This window comes from Gemella haemolysans (assembly GCF_012273215.1).
Lineage (GTDB): Bacteria > Bacillota > Bacilli > Staphylococcales > Gemellaceae > Gemella > Gemella haemolysans_A.
On record NZ_CP050965.1, the window covers coordinates 1,746,330 to 1,772,500 of the forward strand.

At 34.8% G+C, this 26,171-nt stretch carries 17 protein-coding genes, 1 tRNA gene and 2 rRNA genes (1 of these 20 only partly in view); 4 read left to right on the forward strand and 16 right to left on the reverse strand.

All coding sequences use genetic code 11. From position 1 onward, the window contains the following. Nucleotides 1–58: 58 nt before the first annotated feature. From FOC48_RS08250 to FOC48_RS08305, 12 genes are all read right to left on the reverse strand, one after another. Nucleotides 59–811, reverse strand: coding sequence for an FAD-dependent oxidoreductase (locus tag FOC48_RS08250; RefSeq protein ID WP_003147669.1), 753 nt, complete (start codon nucleotides 809–811; stop codon nucleotides 59–61). Between the two features lie 200 nt (nucleotides 812–1,011). Continuing rightward, entirely contained in the window at nucleotides 1,012–1,575 is a 564-nt protein-coding gene (locus tag FOC48_RS08255) for a TetR/AcrR family transcriptional regulator (RefSeq protein ID WP_035467178.1), read from the reverse strand. A gap of 165 nt (nucleotides 1,576–1,740) precedes the next feature. Continuing rightward, nucleotides 1,741–6,342, reverse strand: coding sequence for a Spy0128 family protein (locus FOC48_RS10035; protein WP_172497927.1), 4,602 nt, complete (start codon nucleotides 6,340–6,342; stop codon nucleotides 1,741–1,743). Between the two features lie 304 nt (nucleotides 6,343–6,646). Further along, on the reverse strand, nucleotides 6,647–7,396 hold the full coding sequence (locus tag FOC48_RS08265) for a DeoR/GlpR family DNA-binding transcription regulator (RefSeq protein WP_003147665.1): 750 nt from the start codon (nucleotides 7,394–7,396) through the stop codon (nucleotides 6,647–6,649). Between the two features lie 172 nt (nucleotides 7,397–7,568). Next, on the reverse strand, nucleotides 7,569–8,162 hold the full coding sequence (locus tag FOC48_RS08270; protein ID WP_003147663.1) for an RDD family protein: 594 nt from the start codon (nucleotides 8,160–8,162) through the stop codon (nucleotides 7,569–7,571). Between the two features lie 7 nt (nucleotides 8,163–8,169). Next, nucleotides 8,170–8,889 carry a YebC/PmpR family DNA-binding transcriptional regulator gene (locus FOC48_RS08275; RefSeq protein WP_003144482.1) on the reverse strand — a complete coding sequence of 240 codons (720 nt, stop codon included), beginning with the start codon at nucleotides 8,887–8,889 and terminating at the stop codon, nucleotides 8,170–8,172. Nucleotides 8,890–9,191: 302 nt separating this feature from the next. Further along, nucleotides 9,192–9,527: a glycine cleavage system H family protein gene (locus FOC48_RS08280; RefSeq protein WP_003147662.1), complete on the reverse strand. Its 336-nt coding sequence runs from the start codon at nucleotides 9,525–9,527 to the stop codon at nucleotides 9,192–9,194. 627 nt (nucleotides 9,528–10,154) lie between these two features. Then, complete coding sequence (locus FOC48_RS08285; RefSeq protein WP_003147661.1) at nucleotides 10,155–11,177, reverse strand: lipoate--protein ligase; 1,023 nt, start codon at nucleotides 11,175–11,177, stop codon at nucleotides 10,155–10,157. Nucleotides 11,178–11,317: 140 nt separating this feature from the next. Then, nucleotides 11,318–12,490 (reverse strand): NADH-dependent flavin oxidoreductase, encoded by a 1,173-nt coding sequence (locus tag FOC48_RS08290; protein ID WP_003147660.1) that lies wholly within the window; start codon nucleotides 12,488–12,490, stop codon nucleotides 11,318–11,320. Nucleotides 12,491–12,522: 32 nt separating this feature from the next. Beyond that, nucleotides 12,523–13,545, reverse strand: a complete 1,023-nt coding sequence (locus tag FOC48_RS08295; RefSeq protein WP_003147659.1) for a lipoate--protein ligase — start codon at nucleotides 13,543–13,545, stop codon at nucleotides 12,523–12,525. 334 nt (nucleotides 13,546–13,879) lie between these two features. Next, complete coding sequence (locus FOC48_RS08300; RefSeq protein ID WP_003147658.1) at nucleotides 13,880–14,758, reverse strand: SIR2 family NAD-dependent protein deacylase; 879 nt, start codon at nucleotides 14,756–14,758, stop codon at nucleotides 13,880–13,882. Further along, nucleotides 14,758–15,750: an MsnO8 family LLM class oxidoreductase gene (locus FOC48_RS08305; RefSeq protein ID WP_003147657.1), complete on the reverse strand. Its 993-nt coding sequence runs from the start codon at nucleotides 15,748–15,750 to the stop codon at nucleotides 14,758–14,760. Before FOC48_RS08305 ends, FOC48_RS08300 begins: the two co-directional genes overlap by 1 nt. A 376-nt stretch (nucleotides 15,751–16,126) precedes the next feature. Between FOC48_RS08305 and FOC48_RS08310 the strand changes: the two genes are divergently transcribed. Next, on the forward strand, nucleotides 16,127–17,305 hold the full coding sequence (locus tag FOC48_RS08310; RefSeq protein WP_003147656.1) for an NADH-dependent flavin oxidoreductase: 1,179 nt from the start codon (nucleotides 16,127–16,129) through the stop codon (nucleotides 17,303–17,305). A gap of 106 nt (nucleotides 17,306–17,411) precedes the next feature. Here FOC48_RS08310 and FOC48_RS08315 read toward each other — a convergent pair whose 3' ends face one another. Beyond that, a complete protein-coding gene (locus FOC48_RS08315; RefSeq protein ID WP_003147655.1) occupies nucleotides 17,412–19,352 on the reverse strand; it encodes a KUP/HAK/KT family potassium transporter in 1,941 nt (646 codons plus the stop codon). 375 nt (nucleotides 19,353–19,727) lie between these two features. Here FOC48_RS08315 and nagA point away from each other — a divergent pair, with 375 nt between their 5' ends. The 3 genes from nagA (at nucleotide 19,728) to FOC48_RS08330 (ending at nucleotide 22,767) form a co-directional block, all read left to right on the forward strand. Beyond that, complete coding sequence (nagA, locus tag FOC48_RS08320) at nucleotides 19,728–20,876, forward strand: N-acetylglucosamine-6-phosphate deacetylase (protein ID WP_003147654.1); 1,149 nt, start codon at nucleotides 19,728–19,730, stop codon at nucleotides 20,874–20,876. Nucleotides 20,877–20,894: 18 nt separating this feature from the next. Next, on the forward strand, nucleotides 20,895–21,614 hold the full coding sequence (gene nagB, locus FOC48_RS08325) for a glucosamine-6-phosphate deaminase (RefSeq protein ID WP_003147653.1): 720 nt from the start codon (nucleotides 20,895–20,897) through the stop codon (nucleotides 21,612–21,614). 118 nt (nucleotides 21,615–21,732) lie between these two features. Further along, complete coding sequence (locus tag FOC48_RS08330; protein ID WP_003147652.1) at nucleotides 21,733–22,767, forward strand: cyclically-permuted mutarotase family protein; 1,035 nt, start codon at nucleotides 21,733–21,735, stop codon at nucleotides 22,765–22,767. A gap of 136 nt (nucleotides 22,768–22,903) precedes the next feature. Here FOC48_RS08330 and rrf read toward each other — a convergent pair. From rrf to FOC48_RS08345, 3 genes are all read right to left on the reverse strand, one after another. After that, nucleotides 22,904–23,018 (reverse strand): 5S ribosomal RNA (rrf, locus tag FOC48_RS08335). Nucleotides 23,019–23,088: 70 nt separating this feature from the next. Beyond that, nucleotides 23,089–25,971: ribosomal RNA gene (locus FOC48_RS08340) — 23S ribosomal RNA — on the reverse strand. Nucleotides 25,972–26,123: 152 nt separating this feature from the next. Then, nucleotides 26,124–26,171 (reverse strand) — tRNA-Ala (locus FOC48_RS08345); it runs 28 nt beyond the window's last position.

Consider the following 26,171-nt stretch of genomic DNA (forward strand, 5'->3'; position numbering starts at 1 on the left):
AAATATATTAAACTCCCGAAAACTCAATATACAAGTTTTCGGGAGTTTTTTATAATCTTTACTTCAGACCTCTGAAACTGTCTGTTTTTATTTTTTTCTTATTTATTCCGTTATTTTCTAAAAAATTTTCCATAGTTTTAACATCATCAGGTTGACCTGATAATAAATATATAGCATTGTTCCCGTATATACCCACTGCTTTTTTTAGTTTTTCTTGACTTTGTTCTATACTCTCACTAGTTTCATAAATAAAGTCTTTTCCTTTACTTGATAACTCTATCAGTTCGTTATTAAAAATATTTACCCCTTTATCTAGATGGTTAAGTATAATTGTACGTTTAGAGTTCCATTCTTTAACAATCGGTCTCATTGCTGCAACGCCAACATCAGATGCAAAACAAATAATAGGTTCTTGATTATCTGCAATCTCTAAGTTTCCACCTAACCAACTCACCTCAACTTTCGCTCCCACCTGCAAGCTAGTCAAGTTTTTCTTATAAACACTTCCTCTATTATGTGTTAAAATCATAATCTCTTTTTCTTCAGGATTAGATGCAATAGTAAGCCATCTGTTATTTTGCTTGCTATCCTTTACTTCAGGTATGGTGATTTTCACATAAGAACCTGGTTCCCAAGTCATATTATCTGGTTTTTCCAATCGAACAACATATAGATCATCACTATCATTTTCTATTGATTTGACCGATAAAGTTTGACTGCGGCCAAGAAACGCAAATACTCCCCACGTTGTTAGCCCTAGAGCCACTGTTGTAATAAGAATAATAGTTAACATTTTTTTACCTCTTTTCATTTTCTTCCTCTTTCAAAAATTTTATAGTTAATAATATATGCGTTTATCTTTTTTTAAAAAATTATAAAGCTAAATCAAGAACAGTTTTATAGTTAATAAAATACTTTTATATAGTTGTAAATATATTATTTTTATAAATATGAATGAATATTATTTGTTATTCATTCATATATGTTTAAAAAATAAAGAATTGTCATTCTTTATTTAAATAATCCTTTTACAAAATAAGTTGCTAGTGTTTCTATTGTCTGATTAACGTTGGGTATATCTTTTTCTGTAATATTCATATCTATATAGTAAAAAAGATGATAAACTTCTAAAACCTCTTGGATTTTTTCTTGAGAGTACCCCTCCATCATCATACGTTTAGTAAAGGTTTCTATTAAAAACTGATGGAATGGATTTGAAGCTTTACCTTCTTCTGAAGAATAATAGCTATGCAACTCATTAGAAATAGCAGGATTATACCATTCTGCTAAAATTTTATTAGATGAAATCAAACTTCTTGATTGTCCAAAAAGTTGACCTATAAGTTCAACCACATCCCCTTCCCAATCAATATCATTCATTATAACTTGTCGAATACGATTATTTTCCTCTATATAAACATCTAGAAAAATTTCTTCTTTACTTTCATAGTAATTATAGAAAGAACCTACTGCCATACCAGCTTGTTTGGCAACTTCTGAAATTACTGTTGCTTTATAGCCTTTATTAGAAAAAACATTATAAGCAGCTTGCTTTAATAATTGTTTTTTATCCAATTTCTTCCCCCCTTTCTTTTTTTGAATGAATTTATTTTTATGTTCATTCATATTTTATCAAATTTTTTACTTCAAGTCAATAATAAATCATTTTTATAGGTTTAGCCTCTATATTTTTATTTAACCTAAAAAAAGAGAGAACTTTTATTCTCTCTTTTTTGTTTATTAGTTATTATTTTTAGCACGGTATAAGAATGAAGATACTGCCATAAGTGCAAATCCTAAAAGACCTGGTAATACTGGTGAATCAGTAGCTCCTGTATTTGGTAATGGTTTCTTAGGTTTTAGATCTTTTGGATCTTTTGGATCTTTTGGATCTACAGGTTTTTCTGGGGTTGGTTTATTATATTTATTTATAAACGTCACATTATCTCCATCTCCTGTTACTTTCGCTTCAAGTTGTCCTTGTCCATTGTCAGTAACTTTTACTTTTACTGTATAAGATTTTGAATCATATGTAACTCCTGCTTCATTTCCTGCTTTTTCTGTTACAGTATATTCATGTTCTCCTACTTCTGTATATGTAATATCTTCGAAAGTAACTGTTCCATCTGCTTTGTTTTTAGCTGTTCCTACTACTTTAGTTCCTTCTTTTAGCTCAAACTCATATTTGTCTGCTTCTAAAACTTTACCTTCTAATACTTTTTTAGCTGTAATAGTTGCTTTTGTTTCAGCTGCTTTATATGTATTTGTAATAGTTGGATTATTATCAGTTACTGTTGCTTCAAGTTGTCCTTGTCCATTGTCAGTAACTTTTACTTTTACTGTATAAGATTTTGAATCATATGTAACTCCTGCTTCATTTCCTGCTTTTTCTGTTACAGTATATTCATGTTCTCCTACTTCTGTATATGTAATATCTTCGAAAGTAACTGTTCCGTCTGCTTTGTTTTTAGCTGTTCCTACTACTTTAGTTCCTTCTTTTAGCTCAAACTCATATTTGTCTGCTTCTAAAACTTTACCTTCTAATACTTTTTTAGCTGTAATAGTTGCTTTTGTTTCAGCTGCTTTATATGTATTTGTAATAGTTGGATTATTATCAGTTACTGTTGCTTCAAGTTGTCCTTGTCCATTGTCAGTAACTTTTACTTTTACTGTATAAGATTTTGAATCATATGTAACTCCTGCTTCATTTCCTGCTTTTTCTGTTACAGTATATTCATGTTCTCCTACTTCTGTATATGTAATATCTTCGAAAGTAACTGTTCCGTCTGCTTTGTTTTTAGCTGTTCCTACTACTTTAGCACCCTCTTTTAGTTCAAATTCAAATTGATCATCTTTTAATGTGCTTCCGTTTAGTGCTTTTGTCGCCGTAATAGTTGCTTTTGTTTCAGCTGCTTTATAGGTATTTGTGAATGCTGGGTTATTTCCTGTTACTGCCACTACTAATTTACCTTGTCCATTGTCAGTAACTTCTACTTTTACTTCGTGAGAAGTTTTATCGTACGTAACCCCACCTTCTGTTCCTTCTTTCTCTGTTAGAGTATATGTATGCACTCCTGCTTCTGTATATGTAATATCTTCGAAAGTAATTGTTCCGTCTGCTTTGTTTTTAGCTGTTCCTACTACTTTAGCACCCTCTTTTAGTTCAAATTCAAATTGATCATCTTTTAGTGTGCTTCCGTTTAGTGCTTTTGTTGCTGTAATAGTTGCTTTTGTTTCAGCTGCTTTATAGGTATTTGTGAATGCTGGGTTATTTCCTGTTACTGCCACTACTAATTTACCTTGTCCATTGTCAGTAACTTCTACTTTTACTTCGTGAGAAGTTTTATCGTACGTAACCCCACCTTCTGTTCCTTCTTTCTCTGTTAGAGTATATGTATGCACTCCTGCTTCTGTATATGTAATATCTTCGAAAGTAACTGTTCCGTCTGCTTTGTTTTTAGCTGTTCCTACTACTTTAGCACCCTCTTTTAGTTCAAATTCAAATTGATCATCTTTTAGTGTGCTTCCGTTTAGTGCTTTTGTTGCTGTAATAGTTGCTTTTGTTTCAGCTGCTTTATATGTATTTGTAATAGTTGGATTATTATCAGTTACTGTTGCTTCAAGTTGTCCTTGTCCATTGTCAGTAACTTTTACTTTTACTGTATAAGATTTTGAATCATATGTAACTCCTGCTTCATTTCCTGCTTTTTCTGTTACAGTATATTCATGTTCTCCTACTTCTGTATATGTAATATCTTCGAAAGTAACTGTTCCGTCTGCTTTGTTTTTAGCTGTTCCTACTACTTTAGCACCCTCTTTTAGTTCAAATTCAAATTGATCATCTTTTAATGTGCTTCCGTTTAGTGCTTTTGTTGCTGTAATAGTTGCTTTTGTTTCAGCTGCTTTATAGGTATTTGTGAATGCTGGGTTATTTCCTGTTACTGCCACTACTAATTTACCTTGTCCATTGTCAGTAACTTCTACTTTTACTTCGTGAGAAGTTTTATCGTACGTAACCCCACCTTCTGTTCCTTCTTTCTCTGTTAGAGTATATGTATGCACTCCTGCTTCTGTATATGTAATATCTTCGAAAGTAATTGTTCCGTCTGCTTTGTTTTTAGCTGTTCCTACTACTTTAGCACCCTCTTTTAGTTCAAATTCAAATTGATCATCTTTTAGTGTGCTTCCGTTTAGTGCTTTTGTTGCTGTAATAGTTGCTTTTGTTTCAGCTGCTTTATAGGTATTTGTGAATGCTGGGTTATTTCCTGTTACTGCCACTACTAATTTACCTTGTCCATTGTCAGTAACTTCTACTTTTACTTCGTGAGAAGTTTTATCGTACGTAACCCCACCTTCTGTTCCTTCTTTCTCTGTTAGAGTATATGTATGCACTCCTGCTTCTGTATATGTAATATCTTCGAAAGTAACTGTTCCGTCTGCTTTGTTTTTAGCTGTTCCTACTACTTTAGCACCCTCTTTTAGTTCAAATTCAAATTGATCATCTTTTAGTGTGCTTCCGTTTAGTGCTTTTGTTGCTGTAATAGTTGCTTTTGTTTCAGCTGCTTTATATGTATTTGTAAAAGTTTGTTCAGGTGAAGTCACAGAAGCCTTCAGAGTAGTACCTTGGAATTCAGCTTTTACTGTAACCTCTTTAGCTGTTTCATCAAAGGTCACTCCTGGAACTGCATTAGTAGTATCTTCTTTGATAACATAATTGTAAACTCCTACACCTTTCACTTCTATATTTTCAAATGTAATAGATCCATCAGCTTTTGTTTTAGCTGTTGCGATAGGTGTAGTTAAATTATTTGCTGAGTATAGGTTGAATGTGAATTCATCTGCTTTAGGTAGCTCTCCTTCACGTCCAGAAACAACTTTTTTAGCTGTTATATTAACAGGTGCTGGAATTGGTTTATCTTTAAGGTTTATTGTAGAACCTGCCGCTCCTAATGTAAGAGTATATTCTTTTTCATCTAGTGTATATCCAGCTGGAGCTGTTTTTTCTTTTATCTTGAAAGTTTTACCTTCCCATTTCTGATCATAAGTTTTAGTTAATGCAAAACCTTTTTCGTTAGTTGTTACCTCTGTAGTCTCCGTTGGATCATCTACAGCAGTAACAGTATAAACAGCGCCTGAAACAGGAGCTAGCGTGAAAGCATCTGTTTTATTAATTTTAATTTGATAAGCTGTAGATGCTACAATTGTACCAGAAATTAATGAAGTTGCCTCAGCTTTCATACTAAGAGCTCCTGGACGACTAGTATTTTGAGCAAGTTTTGTTCCATCTGCTTTAGATAAAGCAACTGTATTTGCCACTTTCGTACCATCATTCGGAGCAGTAGTGTTATATGTAATAAAATAAGAAGATTTTCCATCTTTAATAATTACATCGAAAGAAGTATAGTTTTCATTCCAAGCAACCGTATAGTCTTTACCTTCAACCATAAGTTCTGCATCTGCTGGAACAGCAGACGTTCCACCTGTGATATCTGCCTTATAAATCTTTAAAGATTCTGGGATATACTGTGCTGGAGTATATGAAGGATCGTCGTTAGGGATTATATCATGAAGAATAATATTCTCTCCAAAATCTTCTTTTTCAGTATTTACACGTACTCTCCAATTAGAAACTACATCTCCTTTACTAGTTGAACCAATCGCTGCTAATTTTGGAGAATCCCATTCTGTACGTGAACTTTGCCCTCCGGCTTTTGCATAGTTTTCAGTACCAATTTTTGGACCTGTAGTTGTCTTAGTATTATAGGTATGCCTAACTTCTTGTTGCATCGCTGTAGAATTAAAAATAATTGGAGTTTTATTTTGATCTTCAGTGAAACGGAAAGAAGCTGAAAAATTACCTGAGACATCTTTTACTTTATCTCCACCAGTTTTTTCTAAATATTTATCCAAATTTTTCAAAGTAACCGTTACTTTTCCGCCTTTATTGATTCCATTTGAAGTAACAACAGCTGTTCCAATTTCAATATTTGTATTTGGATCAACTAATGGTTGTGTATCAGAGTAAACTGTCATTGGTTCAGGAATATCAAAAGTAAAATAATCCCCGTTATTTAAATTTTCGTTATACTTTTTTAAATCAAACGGTACACGAAGTTTATATGCGGTACCTGTACGTAGATTATAATCCCCCTCAGAATCAACATTTTGTTTCGTGTCAGAAGCATCAAGAAGCTCAACATTTGAAATAACTTGTGTTAATTCTTTTGGTGTTGTATCATTGGCTTTTACTGTACCTAGAGAAATAGATACAGATGATAAAAGTAATATCACTGCTGCTGAAATTTTTGAAAATAATTTCAGTATTATTTTGCTTTTTTGCATATATTGCCCTCTCTTCCATATATATTTATTAAATTTTCAAAGTTCTCGATTCTCTCTTTGATAAAATTATAGAGAAAATCAGCGTGATTTTCATGATATCTAACAATTAGCACTCTCCAAAATTACTGAAATATGAGTTAAAATTACTAAAATATGAATAATCAATAAAATTTTAGCATCCCTCTCTTTTTTTGTCAAGAGAAATTAATTACACTACTAACTTTTGGGAGGTCGGTACATCCTTTTTGGAATTGTCTTTTTATAAAAGTTTTTATTTAGAAAATACTTTATTTAAAAATATTAATTATAATATCTCCACTTCTTTTTTATACTGCTCTTTTATATTTTCATCAAGGACATCATCACTGATAATTGCTGTAAGGTCTTTTAGTTGGAAAAATGTGTAAAATGCATGTGTTGAAAATTTGCTATGGTCCGCAAGAACATAACGTTCAGTCGCATTATTAAGAATCGTTTCATTACAACGTCCTTCTTCTTCATCAGAGATAGTAACCTTCTCTAAATCTATTCCATTTACCCCAACAAACGCCTTATTTACACTAATTTTACTAAGTGCATCTTGCGTGAAGTACCCGATAAATCCTTTTGTTTTTTGACGATATCTTCCTCCGATAAAAATAAGATCGCAAGATGGATTGTCTTTAAACTGTTCGAATACTGTTAATGAATTCGTCACAATATTGATATCTCTATCTTGAAGATACTCTGCTAAATAACTCGTAGTACTTCCTGGTCCTATAAAAATAGTCTCATTATCTTTTATAAGCTCTGATACTTTTCTAGCAATTTGTTTTTTCTCTTCAACATTTACAGAAATTTTCTTATTATAATTATCCTCTTGATAGAAGTTTTTCGGTTTTAACTTCGCTCCACCGTGTATTCTAGTAAGATGCCCATAATCTTCTAATTCTTGCAAATCACGGCGAATCGTCATCTCTGTAACATTCATGTCATGAGCAAGATTGCTAACGCGTACCAAATGTTTATTTTTCAATTCATTTAAGATATAACTATGTCTGTCTATTTTTAACATTTTTTCTCCACTCTAAAATAATAAATTTAACATTTATATTTTAACACTTTTTTCGAAAATATAAAACAGAAAACATAAAACAACTATCAAAACGAACGTTAAATCTAACATAAAAACAAAAAACTAGCTGCTTTTAGACTATAGCAGCCCTCAAACAACTAGTTCTTATTCATTATTTTTCTTTATCTTCTTTTACTTTTTCTACTTTTGGTTGTTCTGTAGCCGCGACAACTCGCATATTCAGAAGCTTATCGTATAGCATTATTGGGTTCTTACGTTTAAGTACATATTTCTCATATAACCAGAATATTGCAGAGATTGGCACTGCTCCCCAACCAATAGTAACTTTAATTAAAAATTCTCTAATTAAATATCTAGAAAATTCAATTTTTTTGTTATCTGTAGGTACTATTCGTACTTTAAGAAGTTTTTTCCCAATAGTTTGTCCTTGCCATTTATGTGGAAGGTATCCATATAACAGAACTGCGAAAATAACTATTGAAAGTGTCATATATAATGCGTTTCTTTCATTTTCTGCTCCACCTTGTGCACGTAAGTTCACAGTAGAATATTGGAAAATAATCGCTATTGGCAAGTAGATTGCTAAGTCGATTAAATAAGCAATTAGACGTTTTACAGGTGAAGCTTCTTCTCCATAAACATCCAATAATGGTGTTTCAACCGGCGCTGAAGCATCGCTTAGTGTTGGTTTTATATTTCTATCATTATAGCTGTATGAACTATTTTTTTTTATTTTCTTAACCATAGTTCACCTAGGCTTCTAAGTCAACGTTGTGGTAAACTTGTTGAACATCTTCACAATCGTCAAGCATTTCTAACATTCTTTCAAATTTAGCTTTATCTTCTTCGCTTAATGTTACTTCGTTTTGAGGAATCATTGAAATTTCTGCAACTTCAAATTCTTCGATTCCAGCTGCTTTAAGAGCTTCTTGGATTTCGTGGAAGTTTTCTGGTTCACCATATACTAATGTTAACTCATCTTCTTCGATAATATCACGAGCATCGATATCAGCTTCCATAAGAATTTCTAATAATTCATCTGCACTTTTACCTTCAACACCGATAACTGCAGTGTTGTCGAACATGTAGTTAACAGAACCAGTAACACCTAAGTTACCTCCGTTTTTACCTAATGCTGTACGTACTTCAGCTGCTGTACGGTTAACGTTATTTGTAAGTGTATCGATAATAACCATTGTTCCACTTACACCGAAACCTTCATAACGTAGTTCATCGTAGTTTTCTTCACTTCCACCTTTTGCTTTTTCAATAGCACGGTCAATAATGTTTTTAGGAACACGGTAAGTTTTCGCTCTTTCTAAAACTACTTTTAGATTTCTGTTACTTTCTGGATCTGGTTCTCCAGTTTTTGCCGCTTGGTAAATTTCACGTCCAAACTTAGCATAAATCTTACTAGTGTTAGCGTCTTTTGCCGCTTTTTTTTCTTTAATATTATTCCATTTACGACCCATAGTCTTTTAATCTCTCTTTCTTTTTATAAATATTTTCCATTTTAGTAAAACTTCCTCGCTACAATATAGCCAGAAAGTTATTACATACCACTCTATATTACTATATTTAGCTTATTTTTTCAAGCTCTGACTAAGCTTTTTCACCTATCTTCTTATTAACTCATTTTCTAAAATATAATTTCTAATACGTACTATCTAATAGCTATTTCAAAAGGTTATATTGGGGCTCAGCCTTGCCGAAACAAAAAATTCGAAGTATAAGGAAATCCTCATACTTCGAATCTATTGTATAACCAAAGTTATTATTTGTATTCTACAAATTTGTTAAATTCAGCTTCATCAACGTTTGTTAATTTAACAATCCAAGATTCTTTTGGATCAGCTGAGTTTAAAACTGTTGGCTCTTCTTCAGCTTTTTTGTTGTATTCTATAACGTCCCCTGCTAATGGAGTGTTGATGTCCAATACAGTTTTTGATGCTTCTAAACGTAAGATAACATCATCTTTTTCTAATTTTTCTTTTCTTGAGAATTCTACGAATCCTACAGTACCAACATCATCTTGTAATTCTGCAGTTGGTCCAATAATGTATACACCTTCGCTTTTTTCAATCCATAAAGCTTTTGCTAATTTTTTCATTTTACAACCTCTTTCTATATTTTATAATTTTTTCTAAGTATCGATGACCTTATTTCGTCACCGATTTTTACCCAAGGGTATATTATACATTTTACAAGATTAAAAATCAACTAAAATAATAATAAAAGTGATATTAACTTTCAATTAGTTTAATAAAAACTAATTAATACTATCCTTTACTTTCAAAACTGATAGTACTAGACTACTTGTACCAAGTACAGACTTTTACAAAGTATTTAATTTCATAGTTAGACGCAGTGGTTTATTGATTTCAAAAATCGCTTTACACAAGCTCATTTGAAATCTAATAAACTGTGCGGGGGTGACTCGACAAAATCGATTTATTTCTTCGAAATCTCGATTTTTGAGTCACTCCCAAGAACAAGTAGTCTTATTTAGGCACGACATATGTAGTTCACTTTACGTATGAATATTTATTATCCTACTAAAACAAGTACGCTAATACATATAAAAAAGCAACTGAAGGGCAATTCAGTTGCTTTTCGTGTTTATATGTGAATATACTCATCCAATTCACTTATCTATATTTTAATATTATAATTCTTCTAATGTCAAGAAATTACCTAAGCTAATCCTCACTTGACCTTTTTAATTAGCTATTATTTCTTAACTCAATATCAACTCAACTAATTCTTGTGCTTCTACTTTTCCGAAATAATGACCTAAGTCAATACTTTCTAATACTTCTAGTAAGTCTTCTTCTTTTACCCTTACCCCGATTAATCTCTCCTCGACATCACCGACATTACCTTTTCCAAAAAAGTCTCCGTAAATTTTAGCTTTTATAATTCGTCCCGCTTCTACTTCCAAATTGAATTCAACAGTCCCAATCCCAAGACGAGCATCTCTATTGTAATTATAGCGTGGTGATTTCCCGTAGTTCCAGTCCCAGTTTTGATATTTCTTAACGAGCAACTCGTCAATCTCTCGCCAATCGTCTTCTGTCAATTCATAACGTTTTATATCTTCTAGTTTCTCGTAGTTGAACAGGCGGCATAGGTATAAATCTTTAAAATCTACTACAGATAAGTTTCTATATTCCTCATCTAAATGCTCTCTAAGACCTGTAACTCTACTTCTTACCGAATCTATTCCTTTTGACTCAATTTTCTTACGATTAGGTCTTAGTACATTGACCATCGCATCATAATCGACATCTAGAAGTAGCGTATATCCCCCGTAAATTTTTCCATTAACAAGAGTCATCGCAGCTCCACTTACTTTCTTTCCATCGACAACAAGGTCATTTCGTCCTGTTTGTTCAACCTCACCCACACCTAGATCACGGAGGATATTTACCGCTGGTTCATAGAACTTTTTAAAATTACCATAGACATTACTATCACCACTCATAATAAGGCAGATATTTACAGCTCCTTCGTCTAAAAATACCGTTCCCCCGCCTGTATCACGTCTAACAAGGGTTATGCCATGAGATTTCATATACTCATGATTAATCTCTTTTTCGGCATTTTGGAAAAGACCAATCTGTACTTTTGGTTTACAACAATAAGGAAATATTATATCCTCATCTAAGTTTAATTTATTCAAAACATGTACTTGTATCGCTAAAGCTACCGCCCCATCGTAAATATATTGTCCGTTTCTTATCGGCTCTATTAAATACATAAGCACTCCTCATTTTCTAAAGCATCATAATACAAACGACTACTATTATACAAGTTAACCCTTAGATAATAGTAGCCGCTTCATCTTAATAGTCTTTTATTCTTTAATTACTACTTCATCCCTACATCGCGGCGATCTTCTTAGTAATTTTCTTCTAATTTCCTAAATTCATCTCTCGTGTGTTCTGGCAGACTCTTACCGTAGTCCATCATAAGCACGATATCTTTAAATGCAGCTTTCGGAATCGCTAATCTTTCGATATCTTCCACCCCTACATCCAGATTAATGTCTTCTTCACGATTTTCTTGGAATTTAGCTACAAAATCCGGTTCAGCTACAAAGACGCTAGATAAACCTACCATCTCAGCGTGCATAATAGCTTCACGGCTTTTTTCTATACTATTAATTCCACCAGTCGCCATCAAAGGAACACGCCCTGCAAGATGTTCATGAACTACTTCATTTATCAAACGACCTTCGTTAGGTCCTTCAGCACGAACTTTATTTTGATAAATATTTTGCCCCCAACTCGCTATCGCAATGTAAGACAACGGCACTCTTTCTAGTATCCAATCTGTAAGTTGGTTAAATTCTTCCACAGTATAACCTATTATCGCACCACGTGTTTCTTCTGGGGTTGCTCTATATCCTAGAATAAAATCCTCAGGTGCTTCATCTTTTATAACTTCATACACTGCTTCAAACACTTCAAGAATGAACCTAGCTCTATTTTCCAATGAATCTACACCATATTCATCATGACGTTTATTCGATACCGTTGAGAAAAAGGTCTGTAGCATTAGCTTTTGTGCGGTTGATATTTCTATCCCTGCAAAGCCTGCGCGTATCGCTCTTCTCGTCGCATCTTTGTATTTTTGTTTAATCACATTGATCATTTCATGAGACAACTCTTCTACCTCATGTTCAAACGGAAGATGCAACTTCAACTTACTCGGTCCATAAACCTTATGGTGTACCCCGTAGTAATTAGCACCCGCTCCTGAATAAGTCAGTTGCAAAATAGCCTTTGCTCCTGCATCTTGCATAGCATCTGCCATTTTAGTAAGTCCTGGTATGCAACTATCATCATGTGCACCGAAGCCAAACTCGAACAACTGCCCATCAACATCGACATAAGCCGCACCCGTTACCTGTAGTGGTGCTGACTTAGCACGTCTTAATGCATAATCCAAGTCTTCTTTTGTGATAATTCCATCTTTTGTAGAAGAATTAGTCGTCATCGGCGACAGCACGAACCTATTTTCTAACTGAACACCGTTTACTAGTTTTATGGGAGTTAATAATTTTTCCACAAACTCACACCTCTTTTACATAGTTTGTAAAACTAACTTAAGATTAAGTCTACTAATTCTTTCGCTTCTACATTTCCGAAGTAGTGAGTTAAATCAATGCTTCCTAATGCTTCTAGTAAATCTTCTTCTTTAACTCTTACTCCGATTAATTTCTCTTCTACATCAACTACATTTCCTTTTCCGAAGAAATCTCCGTAGATTTTCGCTTTTGTAATACGTCCTTCTTCAACCTCTAAGCTGAAATCAACAGTTCCGATTGCAAGGTGAGCATCACGGTTGTAATTATAACGTGGTGATTTCCCATAGTTCCAATCCCAGTTACGATATTTTTCATCCGCTAATTTTTCAATTGCAGCCCAGTCTTCATCAGTAAGTTCATATCTTTTCGCATCTTTAATATCTTCGATTCCCATTAATCCACAGATGATTAAGTTTTTGAACTCATCGATTGTTACATTTTGATATTCAGGTTTTAATAATTCACGCATACCCATTACACGCGCTCTTACTGATTCAATACCTTTTGATTCAATTTTTTTACGGTTTGGAGTTAAGGCATTAACCATCGCTTCGTAGTTTACATCAAGAAGTAATGAATATCCTCCGTAAATTTTACCACGTACTAGTGTCATCGCAGCTCCACTTACTTTTTTACCACGAGCAGTTAAGTCGTTACGTCCTCTTTGTTCAACTTCTGTAGCTCCTAAGCTGTGAAGTACGTCTACTGCTGGTTGGTAGAATTTTTTGTAGTTTCCATATACATCTGTATCCCCAGGCATTAAGAAACATACGTTAACAGCTCCGTTATCAACGTATACAGCACCACCACCTGTATCACGACGTACTAAGATAATATCTTTTTCTTTCATGTAGTCATGATTTACTTCAGTTTCAGCATTTTGGAATAATCCGATTTCTACTTTTGGTTCGCAGTAATATGGGAAGATTACAGTCTCATCGATATCGATGTTGTTAAGCACGTAAACTTGCATCGCCATTACTAAAGCCCCATCTGGTAAATATTTTCCGTTTCTAATCGGTTCTATTAAATACATAATTTATTCTCCTTTATTTGTTAATTTTTGTTAATGTATTTTTTAGCTAATAATATATTTTATTGTAGTTTTCATATAATTTGGTCCGCAATATCACAAAATCTCATAGTGAATTTTCTTCACAGCCTATGTTATACACTTGATGCGCACTACCCGAAAATTTATTACGGGGCTGACCCAAAATACCTAAATTTTAACAAAGTGTATATGGAAACTCATAGACGCAGTGGTTTATTGATATCTAAAATCGCTTTAGAAAAGCTTTTTAGATATGTAATAAACTGTACGGAGGTGACTCGACAAAATCTTGTTTCTTGAAATCACGATTTTTTAGTCACCTCCTTTTTTCCAACAACTCTTCCACTTCTAACGTTAAATCTTTACTATTTTGATTAAACCACAATACCCTAGAAGCTATTCTTTCAGGGAATTGGTATTTCTTCTGATTCATAGTAATCATCAACGCCTGTGGATTTTTATCAAGTTCTCTATAAAATGGATATTTTATAAACTGAGGCGTCGTAAATCCTACTCCTATTTCGATAAATAATGTTTTCTTATCACGATTTTTTTCTAAAAATTCATTATACTTATCTAGATGTTCAAAAAAGATTGGATCCTCTACCATTCCCTTTTCAGCATTACGCTTATTAACCTCAAGTGGTGCTCCACATTCTGGACATAATGGAATAGACCTATAGTCAACTTCCATATTTTCTTGTTCCACAGCAAGTCTACGCATTAATGCTTCATCTTGATATGTCTTCGCATGACAGTGTTTACTGCACTGCATAAGCCCGTACTTCCCTTGAATGTGGAAAACTTTATCCATATCATACCCCGCAACATCGAACGCATTATCCGCATTAGTCGTAATAATGTGATAGTTTTTATCCTTTAGAATATTTTTTAAGGCAGTGTAACTTGCCCCAACAGGTTGATCAAAGTAATTTAATAAGACAAAACGACTTTGAAAAGCCCAATATTCTTGTGAACTAGGGAAATCAAATAGGCTCGCCTGTAACATATCTAAAAATTTATATTTTTCTACAAAATCTTTAAAGTTACTCGTGAATCTTTCTCCAATATAAGTAAATCCATCGGCAGCTGACATTCCAGCTCCTATTCCTATGACTATCGCCTCAGCTTCTTCTATTAACTGTGCTAATTTTTCGGCATTGTTTTCTTCTAACTCTATCGCCTTCCAAGTCATTAATTTTTCTCCTCTTTTTCCATTAGCTCTTTTGCTAAAATCTCTATAATATTTTTTCTTCTTTCTATAGTTGGTACTAAAGGTATACACATAAGTTCTTCCAACTCTAATTCTGTAGCTAAATCTCTAAGTTTTTCTACTACAACATCCTTCGTACCCCAAACTAAACGTGTTCTATTCTTTTCTACTTTTTCTTTATCAATTTCAGCAATTTCATACTCTTTTGCTGTTTCTATACTAGGAAATCTGTCGAATTCTGTAAATTCTTTCTTACCAAGAAGCCATACATCTAAACAACGTACCAAGTCTTTCGCCTCTTGTTCATCTTCTCCAATCGCTATAAATACCGCGACAATATCTTGTGGTGTTTTTTGTTGATCAATCATCTTAGTACGATAAGTTTGTAAACATCTTTTTGCTGTTTCTATATAATCTACAGCTTGATTAAAGAATAGACCATAAACATAGTTTTGCCCTAATTCTGCGGCTAGATTCGCACTTTTCTCACTAGTTGATAGTAACCACATTAGACCAACCTTTGCTTCTGGTGGTTGCACTAATATTTCATTTCCCGTAAGAAGCTCCAGTAATTCTGTACAACTTTCATTGTATTCATCTCGTGTTATAGGCATCGTATTCATCAGTTTTTGAACTACTTTAGTTCCAGGATTATTACCTATTCCTAGATTCACCCTATTTGGATATAGTGCACTAAGAAGTTTAATCCATTCGCTAATTTTATATGGTGTATAATGAGGAATCATTATTCCACCTGTACCTATTTGTATTTTTTCTGTATTTTGTAAAAGGTGCAACATAAGTAGTTCTGGGCTACTGCTCGCAAGTGCTGGTACCTGATGATGTTCAGCCATCCAAAAACGACTATAACCTAGTTTTTCAGCTAAACGGGCTAATTCTGTACTCTCTTCTATAGCTTCTAATGCAGTTTTCCCTTCATCCACAATAGCATAATCTAAAATACTAAGTTTCATAGTATTATCCTCTTATATTTTATCTTATTTTATATAACTTCAAATATCTATTTTCTTCTTTTTAGTATTTTATTTCACACTCTTCAATTTATTTTTACCTTTTTATATACTTAATAATCTGATATAATAAATTATAAGAAAACCTTTTCTGAAATTACGAACTTATTATATCATATTTTCAGAAAAAGTACACATACCTAGCACCACTACTTTAAATTTTTTATAAAAAAATTATGGTAACTTAATCTACTGAATCTACCTTTAATTTACATAATTTTAGATAATATCAGCAGTTTATTTTCTATATTATTTTTTCTTGTTGTATATTTTTTGGTATAGTTGTATGTTATTTACATTACTTAAAGAGGTATTTTTTATGGAATCAAAATTATTAACACCTGTTAAACTGGCTAATGGAATAGAACTTGAGAATCGTTTTGTTCTTTCTCCGATGACTACAAACTCATCTACCGCAGAAGGCTTCATTACAGAAGAAGATCTTCTTTACGCTAAAAGACGAAAAAATACAGCCCCCTTACAAATTACCGGCGCTGCTTATATAAATCTAGAAGGACAACTTTTTGAATATGGTTTTAGTGTACATGATGATGCATGTATTCCAGGTTTAACTGAAATGGCGAAGGCTATGCAGTCTGGTGGAGCAAAAGCTATCTTGCAACTTACTCATGCAGGTCGTTTCGCTAATCACTATGTTACTACTAACAAACGCGCCGTCGGTCCAAGTTATATGGAATTAAACTCGCCTGTAGAACACATCGTTTATCCTCTTTCTATAGAAGATATACAAAAAATAAAAGAAGACTATAAGCGTGCAGCAAGTCGTGCAATCGCAGCTGGTTTCGATGGTATTGAGATATCTAGTGCTCAACGTCTTTTACTACAAACATTCTTTTCTACCTTCTCAAATGAACGCCACGATGAATACGGAGTAGATACACTAGAAAATCGCTCACGTTTCATCCTTGAAGTTTTTGAAGAAGTATATGAAGTAATTAAAAAAGAAGCTCCAGCAGACTTTATCTTCGGTTATCGTGCAACACCTGAAGAAACTCGCGGTGAAGAAGTTGGTTATACTGTAGAAGAATTTAATCAGCTTACCGACTGGTTATTAGAAAGAGTACCACTATCATACATGGCAATCGCAAGCTGGGGACAAAATATTTATCTAAATACAGTACGAGCAGAAGGTCCACATCAAGGAAGACTTATTAACGAAATAGTCTATAAACACTTAAATGGAAGAATACCATTAATCGCTTCAGGTGGAATCAACACTGTGGAAAAATGTGAAGTTGCAATTTTACATGCTGATATGATTGGTTTATCTTCTCCATTTGTTGCAGAACCAGATTTCGTTGAAAAACTAAAAGCAAATCATATAGAAGATATAAATCTGGATGTTGGTGTTGAAGATATAGAGCGCTTAGCTATTCCAAAAGCGGCATTTAAAGACATCGTCCTTATGATGGACTATGGTAAAAGTTTACCCCAACATACTAGAGACGAGTTTAGGAAATTAGAAGAAAATTATTAACAATATTCCTTTTTCGAGGCTAACACAAAAGTAAAACAAAAAATCAGACTTTTCATAAGTAATGTAATTCTTTTTTTACATTTACTTACTCTAAGTCTGTTTTTTATTATTGAATTCTTGTTAATCTTTTCACCTTAGTCTGCACTACATTTAACGGTACCGCTTCTTTCGTTATAACACTAGTATCTAATCCAAACCATTTTTCCGGGGTTACCGTTATTTTTTTCAGTTTTAATCTTAGTCCCATAATGAAGTTATCGAATGATGATAAACCGTTACTATTACCTAGTACCTCTTCAATCAGTACGAATCTAAAGTCTCCGACCGTCTCAGCTTTACCTCTTAAGTTGTACTTAGTAGGTTGTAGTTCTAATTCTTTATTCATCAACAAATCATCTATTACTTGATGCATAAACATATTTACTCTTTGGTGTTCTCTAAATCCTAAGTTAAAAGTGATTTTAAGTATTTTTTTGTCGCTAAATTTAGTAACTTTATACTCTCTTTTATATGGTTTATCTATAACGTTAATATGTACGAAAAAGTAGACATTCGCCCTTTTCGGTTGTTTGTTTAATATAGAGTACAATACTGCATAATCCACATCTTCTTCTCTTTTCGCACCTGTTAAGTATACTAAGTTTGTTGCATATTTCGGTACACTTTTATCCATACTTAACTGAAGTAATTGTTTTGTATAATTTTTCACAGTTAAATATTGACTTTCTCTCTCTTTTATCTCTGTTCCTCTATACCAGATAAACATAATTATAAATATTAGTAACGCTATGAATACCGTAATGTATCCACCATTTACAAATTTTAAACTATTCGCATATAAGAAGAATAATTCTTCTATTCCAAAAAACATTAAGAAGATTACAGCAAATATTTTTTTAGCTTTAACTTTGTACAAGTAAATACTTAATAATAATGTAGTTACAAACATTGTTATACTAATACTTAAACCGTACGCTGCTTCCATATTACTACTTGTTCTAAAGAATATTACGACACAGCTACTGCAGATAAATAGTATTATATTAACCGCAGATACATAAACCTGTCCTTTTAATTCTGTCGGATATTTTATTATTAATTTTGGGAATAGGTTTAGTTTTATCGCCTCTGAGATTAATGTGAAAGATCCTGTTATTAAACTTTGACTCGCTATTATCGCAGCTAATGTTGCTAGTATTACTTGAAATACTACAAAACTCTCTGGAACTATCGCAAAGAATGGATTTTTTTCTGAACTGTAATTTGTCGATAATAAATACGCTGCTTGACCGAAATAATTCGCAAGTAAACATACTTTAACCGCAAACCAAGCCATTCTAACATTTTTTCGTCCACAGTGACCTAAGTCCACATATAAATCCTCTGCACCTGATACACATAAAAATACCGCCCCTAATAAGACGAATACTCCTGGGTATGTAATTAATAAATTAAATGCGTATTTTGGATTAATAGCTTTTAATATTTCTGGTCTAGTACCTATTGATTTTATTCCCCAGAAAAATAGAGATAAAAACCATAAACTCATTATAGGACCAAATAGCGATCCTATCTTTTTCGTTCCAAATCTTTGAAATGAAAAGATAAAGATAAAAATTATCAATACTAGAATTATCACATCATTTGTGTTTATAGCTGGGATTATATCATGTAATCCCTCAACAGCTGATGTCACTGTAATTGCTGGTGTTATTATTCCGTCCGCAAGAAGTGTTGCTCCGCCTATCATCGCTAAGAGAACAACTCCTCGTTTAGTTTTATTTTTTATTAAAGCAAATAATGAGAATACTCCACCTTCACCATGGTTATCCGCCTTTAATGCGATTAATACATATTTAGTCGTCGTCTGTAAGGTCATTACCCAAAATATTAAACTAACGAATCCTAATACGAGATTTTCACTCATCATAGCATCACTACTACGGACGAATGATTTCATTACATAAAGTACCGAGGTCCCTATGTCTCCAAATATTATTCCAATAGTTATTATTACACCAAGAAAAGTCAATCTTGATTTATCCATTTTTATACCCTCTTATAAATAATTGAAATTATATCACTTCTATAAAATCAGTAATATAATTCTCACATATTATTATATTCCTCTTGTGAAGAAAGTCAATAGTAAGTATCTTATATAATTTATTTTAATATAATGCAGAAATCATGTATACAATACCTTTTTCTTCTTTCACTTCAATATAACACCTTAAATTATTTAATTTAAACGACACACACTCATCATTCTATAAAAAATATCAAAAACACCTTTAAATTAATTTTGAAAACTTTTACTTTAACACTTTACAAACCTATTTAAAAAGTGTTAAAATTAAGTTAACGAAATTTAACACATTAAATTTAAAGGATAGATTTTTATGAATAAAGGGGTGCTATTATGTTAATAAAAAGTAAAAAAGTTTGGTCGAGCGGACAATTTCTTCCTCTTATTTTAGAAATAGAAGATAAAAAAATAACTGCCGTTTATGACTACAATGCATTCGAAAAAGTAGATTATGATTTTGGAACTAACCGTGTTTTACCTGGATTTATAGATGTTCATACACATGGTGCTTACGGTTATGATACTAATGATGTTAATGAAGAGGGACTTCGTAATTGGACAAAAAATGTCGTTTCTGAAGGTGTAACATCATTCTTACCTACTACAATTACACAAACTGAAGAAGTTCTTCTAAAAGCTGTCGCTAATGTTGCTAAAGTATACGAAGAAGGATATGAAGGAGCTGAAATCTTAGGTATTCACTTCGAAGGACCTTATCTTGATGTAGAAAAACGTGGTGCTCAACCGTTAAGTTGTATTCAAACACCAAGTGTTGAACAATTTAAAAAATTCCAAGCAGCTAGTAAAAACTTAATTAAACTTATTACTATCGCTTGTGAAAAAGATGTTGATTATAAGCTTACTAAATATTTAGTAAACCAAGGTATTCGTGTAAGTTTAGGTCACTCAGCTTGTAATTATAAAGAAAGTTATCTTGCATTCGCCAATGGTGCGTCATCTCAGACTCACGTTTATAACGGTATGGTTGGTTTCCATCACCGCGATGGTGGTCAAGTAGGATTTGCTCTACGTGCGCGTGATGCATATGGAGAAATTATTTGCGACGGTATCCACTCTACTACAGATGCTCTTAACACATATTTCACAGCAAAAGGGCGTGATCATGGAATTATGATTACTGACTCTCTTTGTGCAAAAGGTTGTGGCCGTGGCTCTTACATCTTCGGTGGAGAAAATATGGAAATATATGAAGATGGTAGTGCTCACCGTGACGATGGTCGTCTTGCAGGTTCTACACTTAGAGTTATCGATGGTCTACGCGTCTTAATAGAAGATGCTTTAGTACCAGTTGATGCAGCAATTAACTCTTGTACAAAAAACCCTGCTGAAATGTTAGGTTTTGCCGATCGTAAAGGTAAACTTAAAGTAGGTTACGATGCTGATGTTGTTGTTATTAGTCCTGAATACGAAGTACTAACAACATTCGCGCGTGGTAAAGAAGTTTATAAAAAAGAAGATTAATAAATAAGGAGTAACAATATGAAATATTTAGTTTTTAATTCTAAAAAAGAAGCTTCACAAGAAGCATATAAAATTATTAAAAGTTTAATAGATGAAAATTCAACATTAGGACTTGCGACTGGATCAACTCCAACAGATTTATACGAAGAGATGATCGCTGATTATAAAGCTGGAAACTTTAGCTATAAAAATATTAAATCTTATAACTTAGATGAGTATGTTGGAATTAGCTATGATCACCCTGAAAGTTATCATAAATTCATGGATACTAATTTATTCGATCATGTTGATATAAATAAAGAAAATACACACGTTCCTGATGCTAGTGCTGAAGACTTAGAAAAAGCTCTTAAATCATATCAAGAAGAGCTAAATAACACACAAATCGATGTCCAGATCCTTGGTGTTGGATCTAATGGACACATTGGTTTTAATGAACCAGGAACATCATTTGAAGCTGGAGTACACGTTGTTGATTTAAAACAAGAAACAATCGAAGCAAACTCTAGATTCTTTAATAACGATATTAACCTAGTACCAAAACAAGCTGTAACAATGGGAATTAAAGACATTATGCGCGCAAAACATATTATCTTATTAGCGTTTGGAAAAGCAAAACAACAAGCGATAAAAAGTTTAATAGAAGGTGAGGAAATAACTGAAAATATTCCTTGTACCGTTCTAAAAAATCACCCTAGTGTTTATGTACTAGTAGATAAAGAAGCAGACTTTAAATAATTAATAAAGTGGGAGTGGCTGTCGACTAAACTATCATCTCTAGTCGAACCCTCCCACTAAAATAAACACATCGATGTAAGCGTTTGATTTTAAAATTTAAAATAGGGAGGTACAAAATATGTGTACACAATTAAATTGGACAAATATAGCTACTGTAGCGGCTCAAAAAGGCTACGAAAATAATATAGGTACAGCAGGATTAGTTAAAGGAGTATTAGGTAATAAACTAATCTTCGGTGGTGGAGCTAACTTCCCAGGTGGACTACCTGTAGATGGAGGAGTCAAAGTAAATCATAAAGATGTATATCTATATGAAGAAACGTCTGAAGGAGTAACACTATTAGATCAAATTCAATTCGACTATCCTTTAGCATATGGACCAAGTGCAGTACATAACGACACTTTATACTACATCGCGAATAAAACTGAAACATCATCAGAAATTTTAGCATTCACTGTTGTTTATAACAAATTAAAAGTTGAAGTAGTCGACACTCTTCCACTTACTGTAGAAAATGTTATCGCAAAAGTTTACAATAATAAACTATACTTTGGTATTGGATCTATTAACGGATCAAATAATAATGAACTTTATGCATATGATTTAGCAACTAAGAAATTTGAAGTAATTTCAGAATTTCCTGGGAAATTACGTAATCAAGCTGTAAGCTACGTATACAATAATGAACTTTATGTATACGGTGGCGGTGCTGGTGAAACTTATAACGATGGCTTTAAACTTAACTTAGAAACAAAAGAATGGACTCAGCTAGCTGATGTATTAATCGATAATGAAGAAGTATCTCTATTAGGTGCTGATTGGGCTCCATTAAACGACCATGAACTTCTAGCAATCGGTGGTTTCAATAAAGATGTTTGGAAAGACGCAGTATTTAACTTAACAACATTACAAGGTGAAGATCACGCAAAATATCGCGATGCATACTTCAGACGTCCTGTAAGTGATTATAAGTGGAATAAAAAAGAATTAGTATATAACTTGAAAGAAAATCGCTGGTATCAATTAGGAGAAATTCCTTTCGAAGCACCTTGTGGACATGCATTGCTAGCCACTAATAACAATATTTACTCAATCATGGGTGAGATTAAACCAGCTGAACGAAAACCATATATCCATAGAACAAAAAAATAATAAAATAAAAGAACTACTTAACAAACACATGTTAGGTAGTTCTTCTTTTTATCAATTAAATTTATATACTATTTTATTCATATTAATAAAAATCAAATAAAAAAAAGAACCTTCCAAAAGGAAAGCTCTCACTGTTGCCTGGCAACGTTCTAGTCTCACAGGGCGTAAGCCCAACTACATTCGACGCTAAAGAGCTTAACTTCTGTGTTCGGTATGGGTACAGGTGTGTCCTCTTCGCTATCGCCACCAGACGAAAACTTCATATACATATTATATCATCTTTTTTCTTTTTGTCAACAGTTACTTTCAAAGAACTTTCACTTGATTAAGTCCTCGACCTATTAGTATTAGTCAGCTGAACACGTTACCGTGCTTACACTCCTAACCTATTCTCCTTGTCGTCTTCAAGGGGTCTTAATATCCGTGGGAAATCTCATCTCGAGGGGGGCTTCATGCTTAGATGCTTTCAGCTCTTATCCCTTCCGTATTTAGCTACCCAGCTATGCCACTGGCGTGACAACTGGTACACCATTGATACGTCCATCCCGGTCCTCTCGTACTAAGGACAGCTCCTCTCAAATTTCCTACGCCCACGACGGATAGGGACCGAACTGTCTCACGACGTTCTGAACCCAGCTCGCGTACCGCTTTAATGGGCGAACAGCCCAACCCTTGGGACCGACTACAGCCCCAGGATGCGATGAGCCGACATCGAGGTGCCAAACCTCCCCGTCGATGTGGACTCTTGGGGGAGATAAGCCTGTTATCCCCAGGGTAGCTTTTATCCGTTGAGCGATGGCCCTTCCATGCGGAACCACCGGATCACTAAGTCCTGCTTTCGCACCTGCTCGACTTGTAAGTCTCACAGTCAAGCTCCCTTGTGCCTTTACACTCTGCAAATGATTTCCAACCATTCTGAGGGAACCTTTGAACGCCTCCGTTACTCTTTGGGAGGCGACCGCCCCAGTCAAACTGCCCACCTGACACTGTCTCCCGGTTTTCTATGCCGAGGGTTAGAATTTCAATACAGCAAGGGTAGTATCCCAACAACGCCTCCTCATACACTGGCGTGCATGATTCTTAGGCTCCTACCTATCCTGTACATACTGCATCAAAATTCAATATCAAGCTACAGTAAAGCTCCATGGGGTCTTTCCGTCCTGTCGCGGGTAACCTGCATCTTCACAGGTACTATGATTTCACCGAGTCCATCGTTGAGACAGTGCCCAAATCGTTACGCCTTTCGTGCGGGTCGGAACTTACCCGACAAGGAATTTCGCTACCTTAGGACCGTTATAGTTACGGCCGCCGTTTACTGGGGCTTCAATTCATACCTTCGCTTACGCTAAGCACTCCTCTTAACCTTCCAGCACCGGGCAGGCGTCAGCCCCTATACTTCACCTTACGGTTTTGCAGAGACCTGTGTTTTTGTTAAACAGTCGCTTGGGCCTATTCACTGCGGCCTACTCTCGTAGGCACCCCTTCTCCCGAAGTTACGGGGTCATTTTGCCGAGTTCCTTAACGATGGTTCTCTCGCTCACCTTAGAATTCTCTTCCCAACTACCTGTGTCGGTTTGCGGTACGGGCACCTCTTATCTCGATAGCGGCTTTTCTTGAGAGTTTGGCTTCATTGACTTCGCTACTATATTTCGCTCCCCATCACACTTCAGTCTTATGAGCAGCGGATTTGCCTACTACTCAACCTTTGTGCTTAGACGTCCTATTCCATCAGGACGATCAATTAGCCTCCTCTGTCCCCACTTCTCTCAAACGATATTTGGTGGTACAGGAATTTCTACCTGTTGTCCATCGGCTTCACCATTCGGCTTCACCTTAGGTCCCGACTTACCCAGAGCGGACGAGCCTTCCTCTGGAAACCTTAGTCATTCGGTGGATAGGATTCTCACCTATCTTTCGCTACTCACACCGGCATTCTCACTTCTAACCTCTCCACCTCGCCTTACAGCTCAGCTTCTATGATGTTAGAACGCTCTCCTACCATATAACATTAGTTATATCCGCAGCTTCGGTTGTATGTTTAGCCCCGGTACATTTTCGGCGCGATGTCACTCGACCAGTGAGCTATTACGCACTCTTTAAATGGTGGCTGCTTCTAAGCCAACATCCTGGTTGTCTGTGCATCATCACATCCTTTTCCACTTAACATACAATTTGGGACCTTAGCTGGCGGTCTGGGCTGTTTCCCTTTCGACTACGAACCTTATCACCCGCAGTCTGACTCCCGTTGATATTTATCTGGCATTCGGAGTTTGTCTGAATTCGGTAACCCGGGATGGGCCCCTAGTCCAAACAGTGCTCTACCTCCAGTAAACTCACAACGAGGCTAGCCCTAAAGCTATTTCGGAGAGAACCAGCTATTTCCAAGTTCGATTGGAATTTCTCCGCTACCCACAGCTCATCCAAACACTTTTCAACGTGTCCTGGTTCGGTCCTCCATTCAGTGTTACCTAAACTTCAACCTGGCCATGGGTAGATCACTTGGTTTCGGGTCTACTCCATCATACTATCTCGCCCTATTAAGACTCGCTTTCGCTTCGGCTCCATGTCTTCCACTTAACCTCGCATGATAAAGTAACTCGCCGGTTCATTCTACAAAAGGCACGCCATCACCCCCGAAAGGGCTCTGACTACTTGTAAGCACACGGTTTCAGGTTCTCTTTCACTCCCCTCCCGGGGTTCTTTTCACCTTTCCCTCACGGTACTGGTTCACTATCGGTCACTAGGTAGTATTTAGCCTTACCAGATGGTCCTGGTAGATTCCGACGGAATTCCTCGTGTTCCGCCGTACTCAGGTGCTCTCTCTCGCCAACTTAGCATTTCGTATACAGGACTTTTACCTTCTACGGTCTAACTTTCCAGCTTGTTCTACTATACTTCGTCATACGATTTATTGAGAGTCCTACAACCCCAATATGCAAGCACATTGGTTTGGGCTCCTTCCTTTTCGCTCGCCGCTACTAAGGAAATCGATTTTTCTTTCTCTTCCTACAGGTACTTAGATGTTTCAGTTCCCTGCGTTACCTCGCTTTCGCGTACCGCCCTTTTAAAAGCGGTGGGTTCCCCCATTCGGATATCTACGGCTCTTTGCTTACTTACAGCTCCCCGTAGCATTTCGTCGTTTGTCACGTCCTTCATCGGCTCCTAGTGCCAAGGCATCCTCCGTGCGCCCTTTACTACTTAATCGTGTGTAGCTTTTACGCTTCGTTCTTTTCCTTGAACTCTTTGTGAATAAGTTTTACAACTTACTTACTTTTCTCGGTTTTGTAAATCTGTTTTTAATTTATAGAAAATTATTTTTGATCTAATATATATATTCAGTTTTCATTGTTCAAAAATGGTGGAGCCTAGCGGGATCGAACCGCTGACCTCCTGCGTGCAAAGCA

Excerpts from the sequence above, each read along its gene's own strand:
- FOC48_RS08250 (WP_003147669.1), bottom strand. The coding sequence starts at position 811 with ATGAAAAGAGGTAAAAAAATGTTAACTATTATTCTTATTACAACAGTG.
- FOC48_RS10035 (WP_172497927.1), bottom strand. The coding sequence starts at position 6,342 with ATGCAAAAAAGCAAAATAATACTGAAATTATTTTCAAAAATTTCAGCA.
- FOC48_RS08265 (WP_003147665.1), bottom strand. The coding sequence starts at position 7,396 with ATGTTAAAAATAGACAGACATAGTTATATCTTAAATGAATTGAAAAAT.
- FOC48_RS08270 (WP_003147663.1), bottom strand. The coding sequence starts at position 8,162 with ATGGTTAAGAAAATAAAAAAAAATAGTTCATACAGCTATAATGATAGA.
- FOC48_RS08275 (WP_003144482.1), bottom strand. The coding sequence starts at position 8,889 with ATGGGTCGTAAATGGAATAATATTAAAGAAAAAAAAGCGGCAAAAGAC.
- FOC48_RS08280 (WP_003147662.1), bottom strand. The coding sequence starts at position 9,527 with ATGAAAAAATTAGCAAAAGCTTTATGGATTGAAAAAAGCGAAGGTGTA.
- FOC48_RS08285 (WP_003147661.1), bottom strand. The coding sequence starts at position 11,177 with ATGTATTTAATAGAGCCGATAAGAAACGGACAATATATTTACGATGGG.
- FOC48_RS08295 (WP_003147659.1), bottom strand. The coding sequence starts at position 13,545 with ATGTATTTAATAGAACCGATTAGAAACGGAAAATATTTACCAGATGGG.
- FOC48_RS08300 (WP_003147658.1), bottom strand. The coding sequence starts at position 14,758 with ATGACTTGGAAGGCGATAGAGTTAGAAGAAAACAATGCCGAAAAATTA.
- FOC48_RS08305 (WP_003147657.1), bottom strand. The coding sequence starts at position 15,750 with ATGAAACTTAGTATTTTAGATTATGCTATTGTGGATGAAGGGAAAACT.
- FOC48_RS08310 (WP_003147656.1), top strand. The coding sequence starts at position 16,127 with ATGGAATCAAAATTATTAACACCTGTTAAACTGGCTAATGGAATAGAA.
- FOC48_RS08315 (WP_003147655.1), bottom strand. The coding sequence starts at position 19,352 with ATGGATAAATCAAGATTGACTTTTCTTGGTGTAATAATAACTATTGGA.
- nagA (WP_003147654.1), top strand. The coding sequence starts at position 19,728 with ATGTTAATAAAAAGTAAAAAAGTTTGGTCGAGCGGACAATTTCTTCCT.
- nagB (WP_003147653.1), top strand. The coding sequence starts at position 20,895 with ATGAAATATTTAGTTTTTAATTCTAAAAAAGAAGCTTCACAAGAAGCA.
- FOC48_RS08330 (WP_003147652.1), top strand. The coding sequence starts at position 21,733 with ATGTGTACACAATTAAATTGGACAAATATAGCTACTGTAGCGGCTCAA.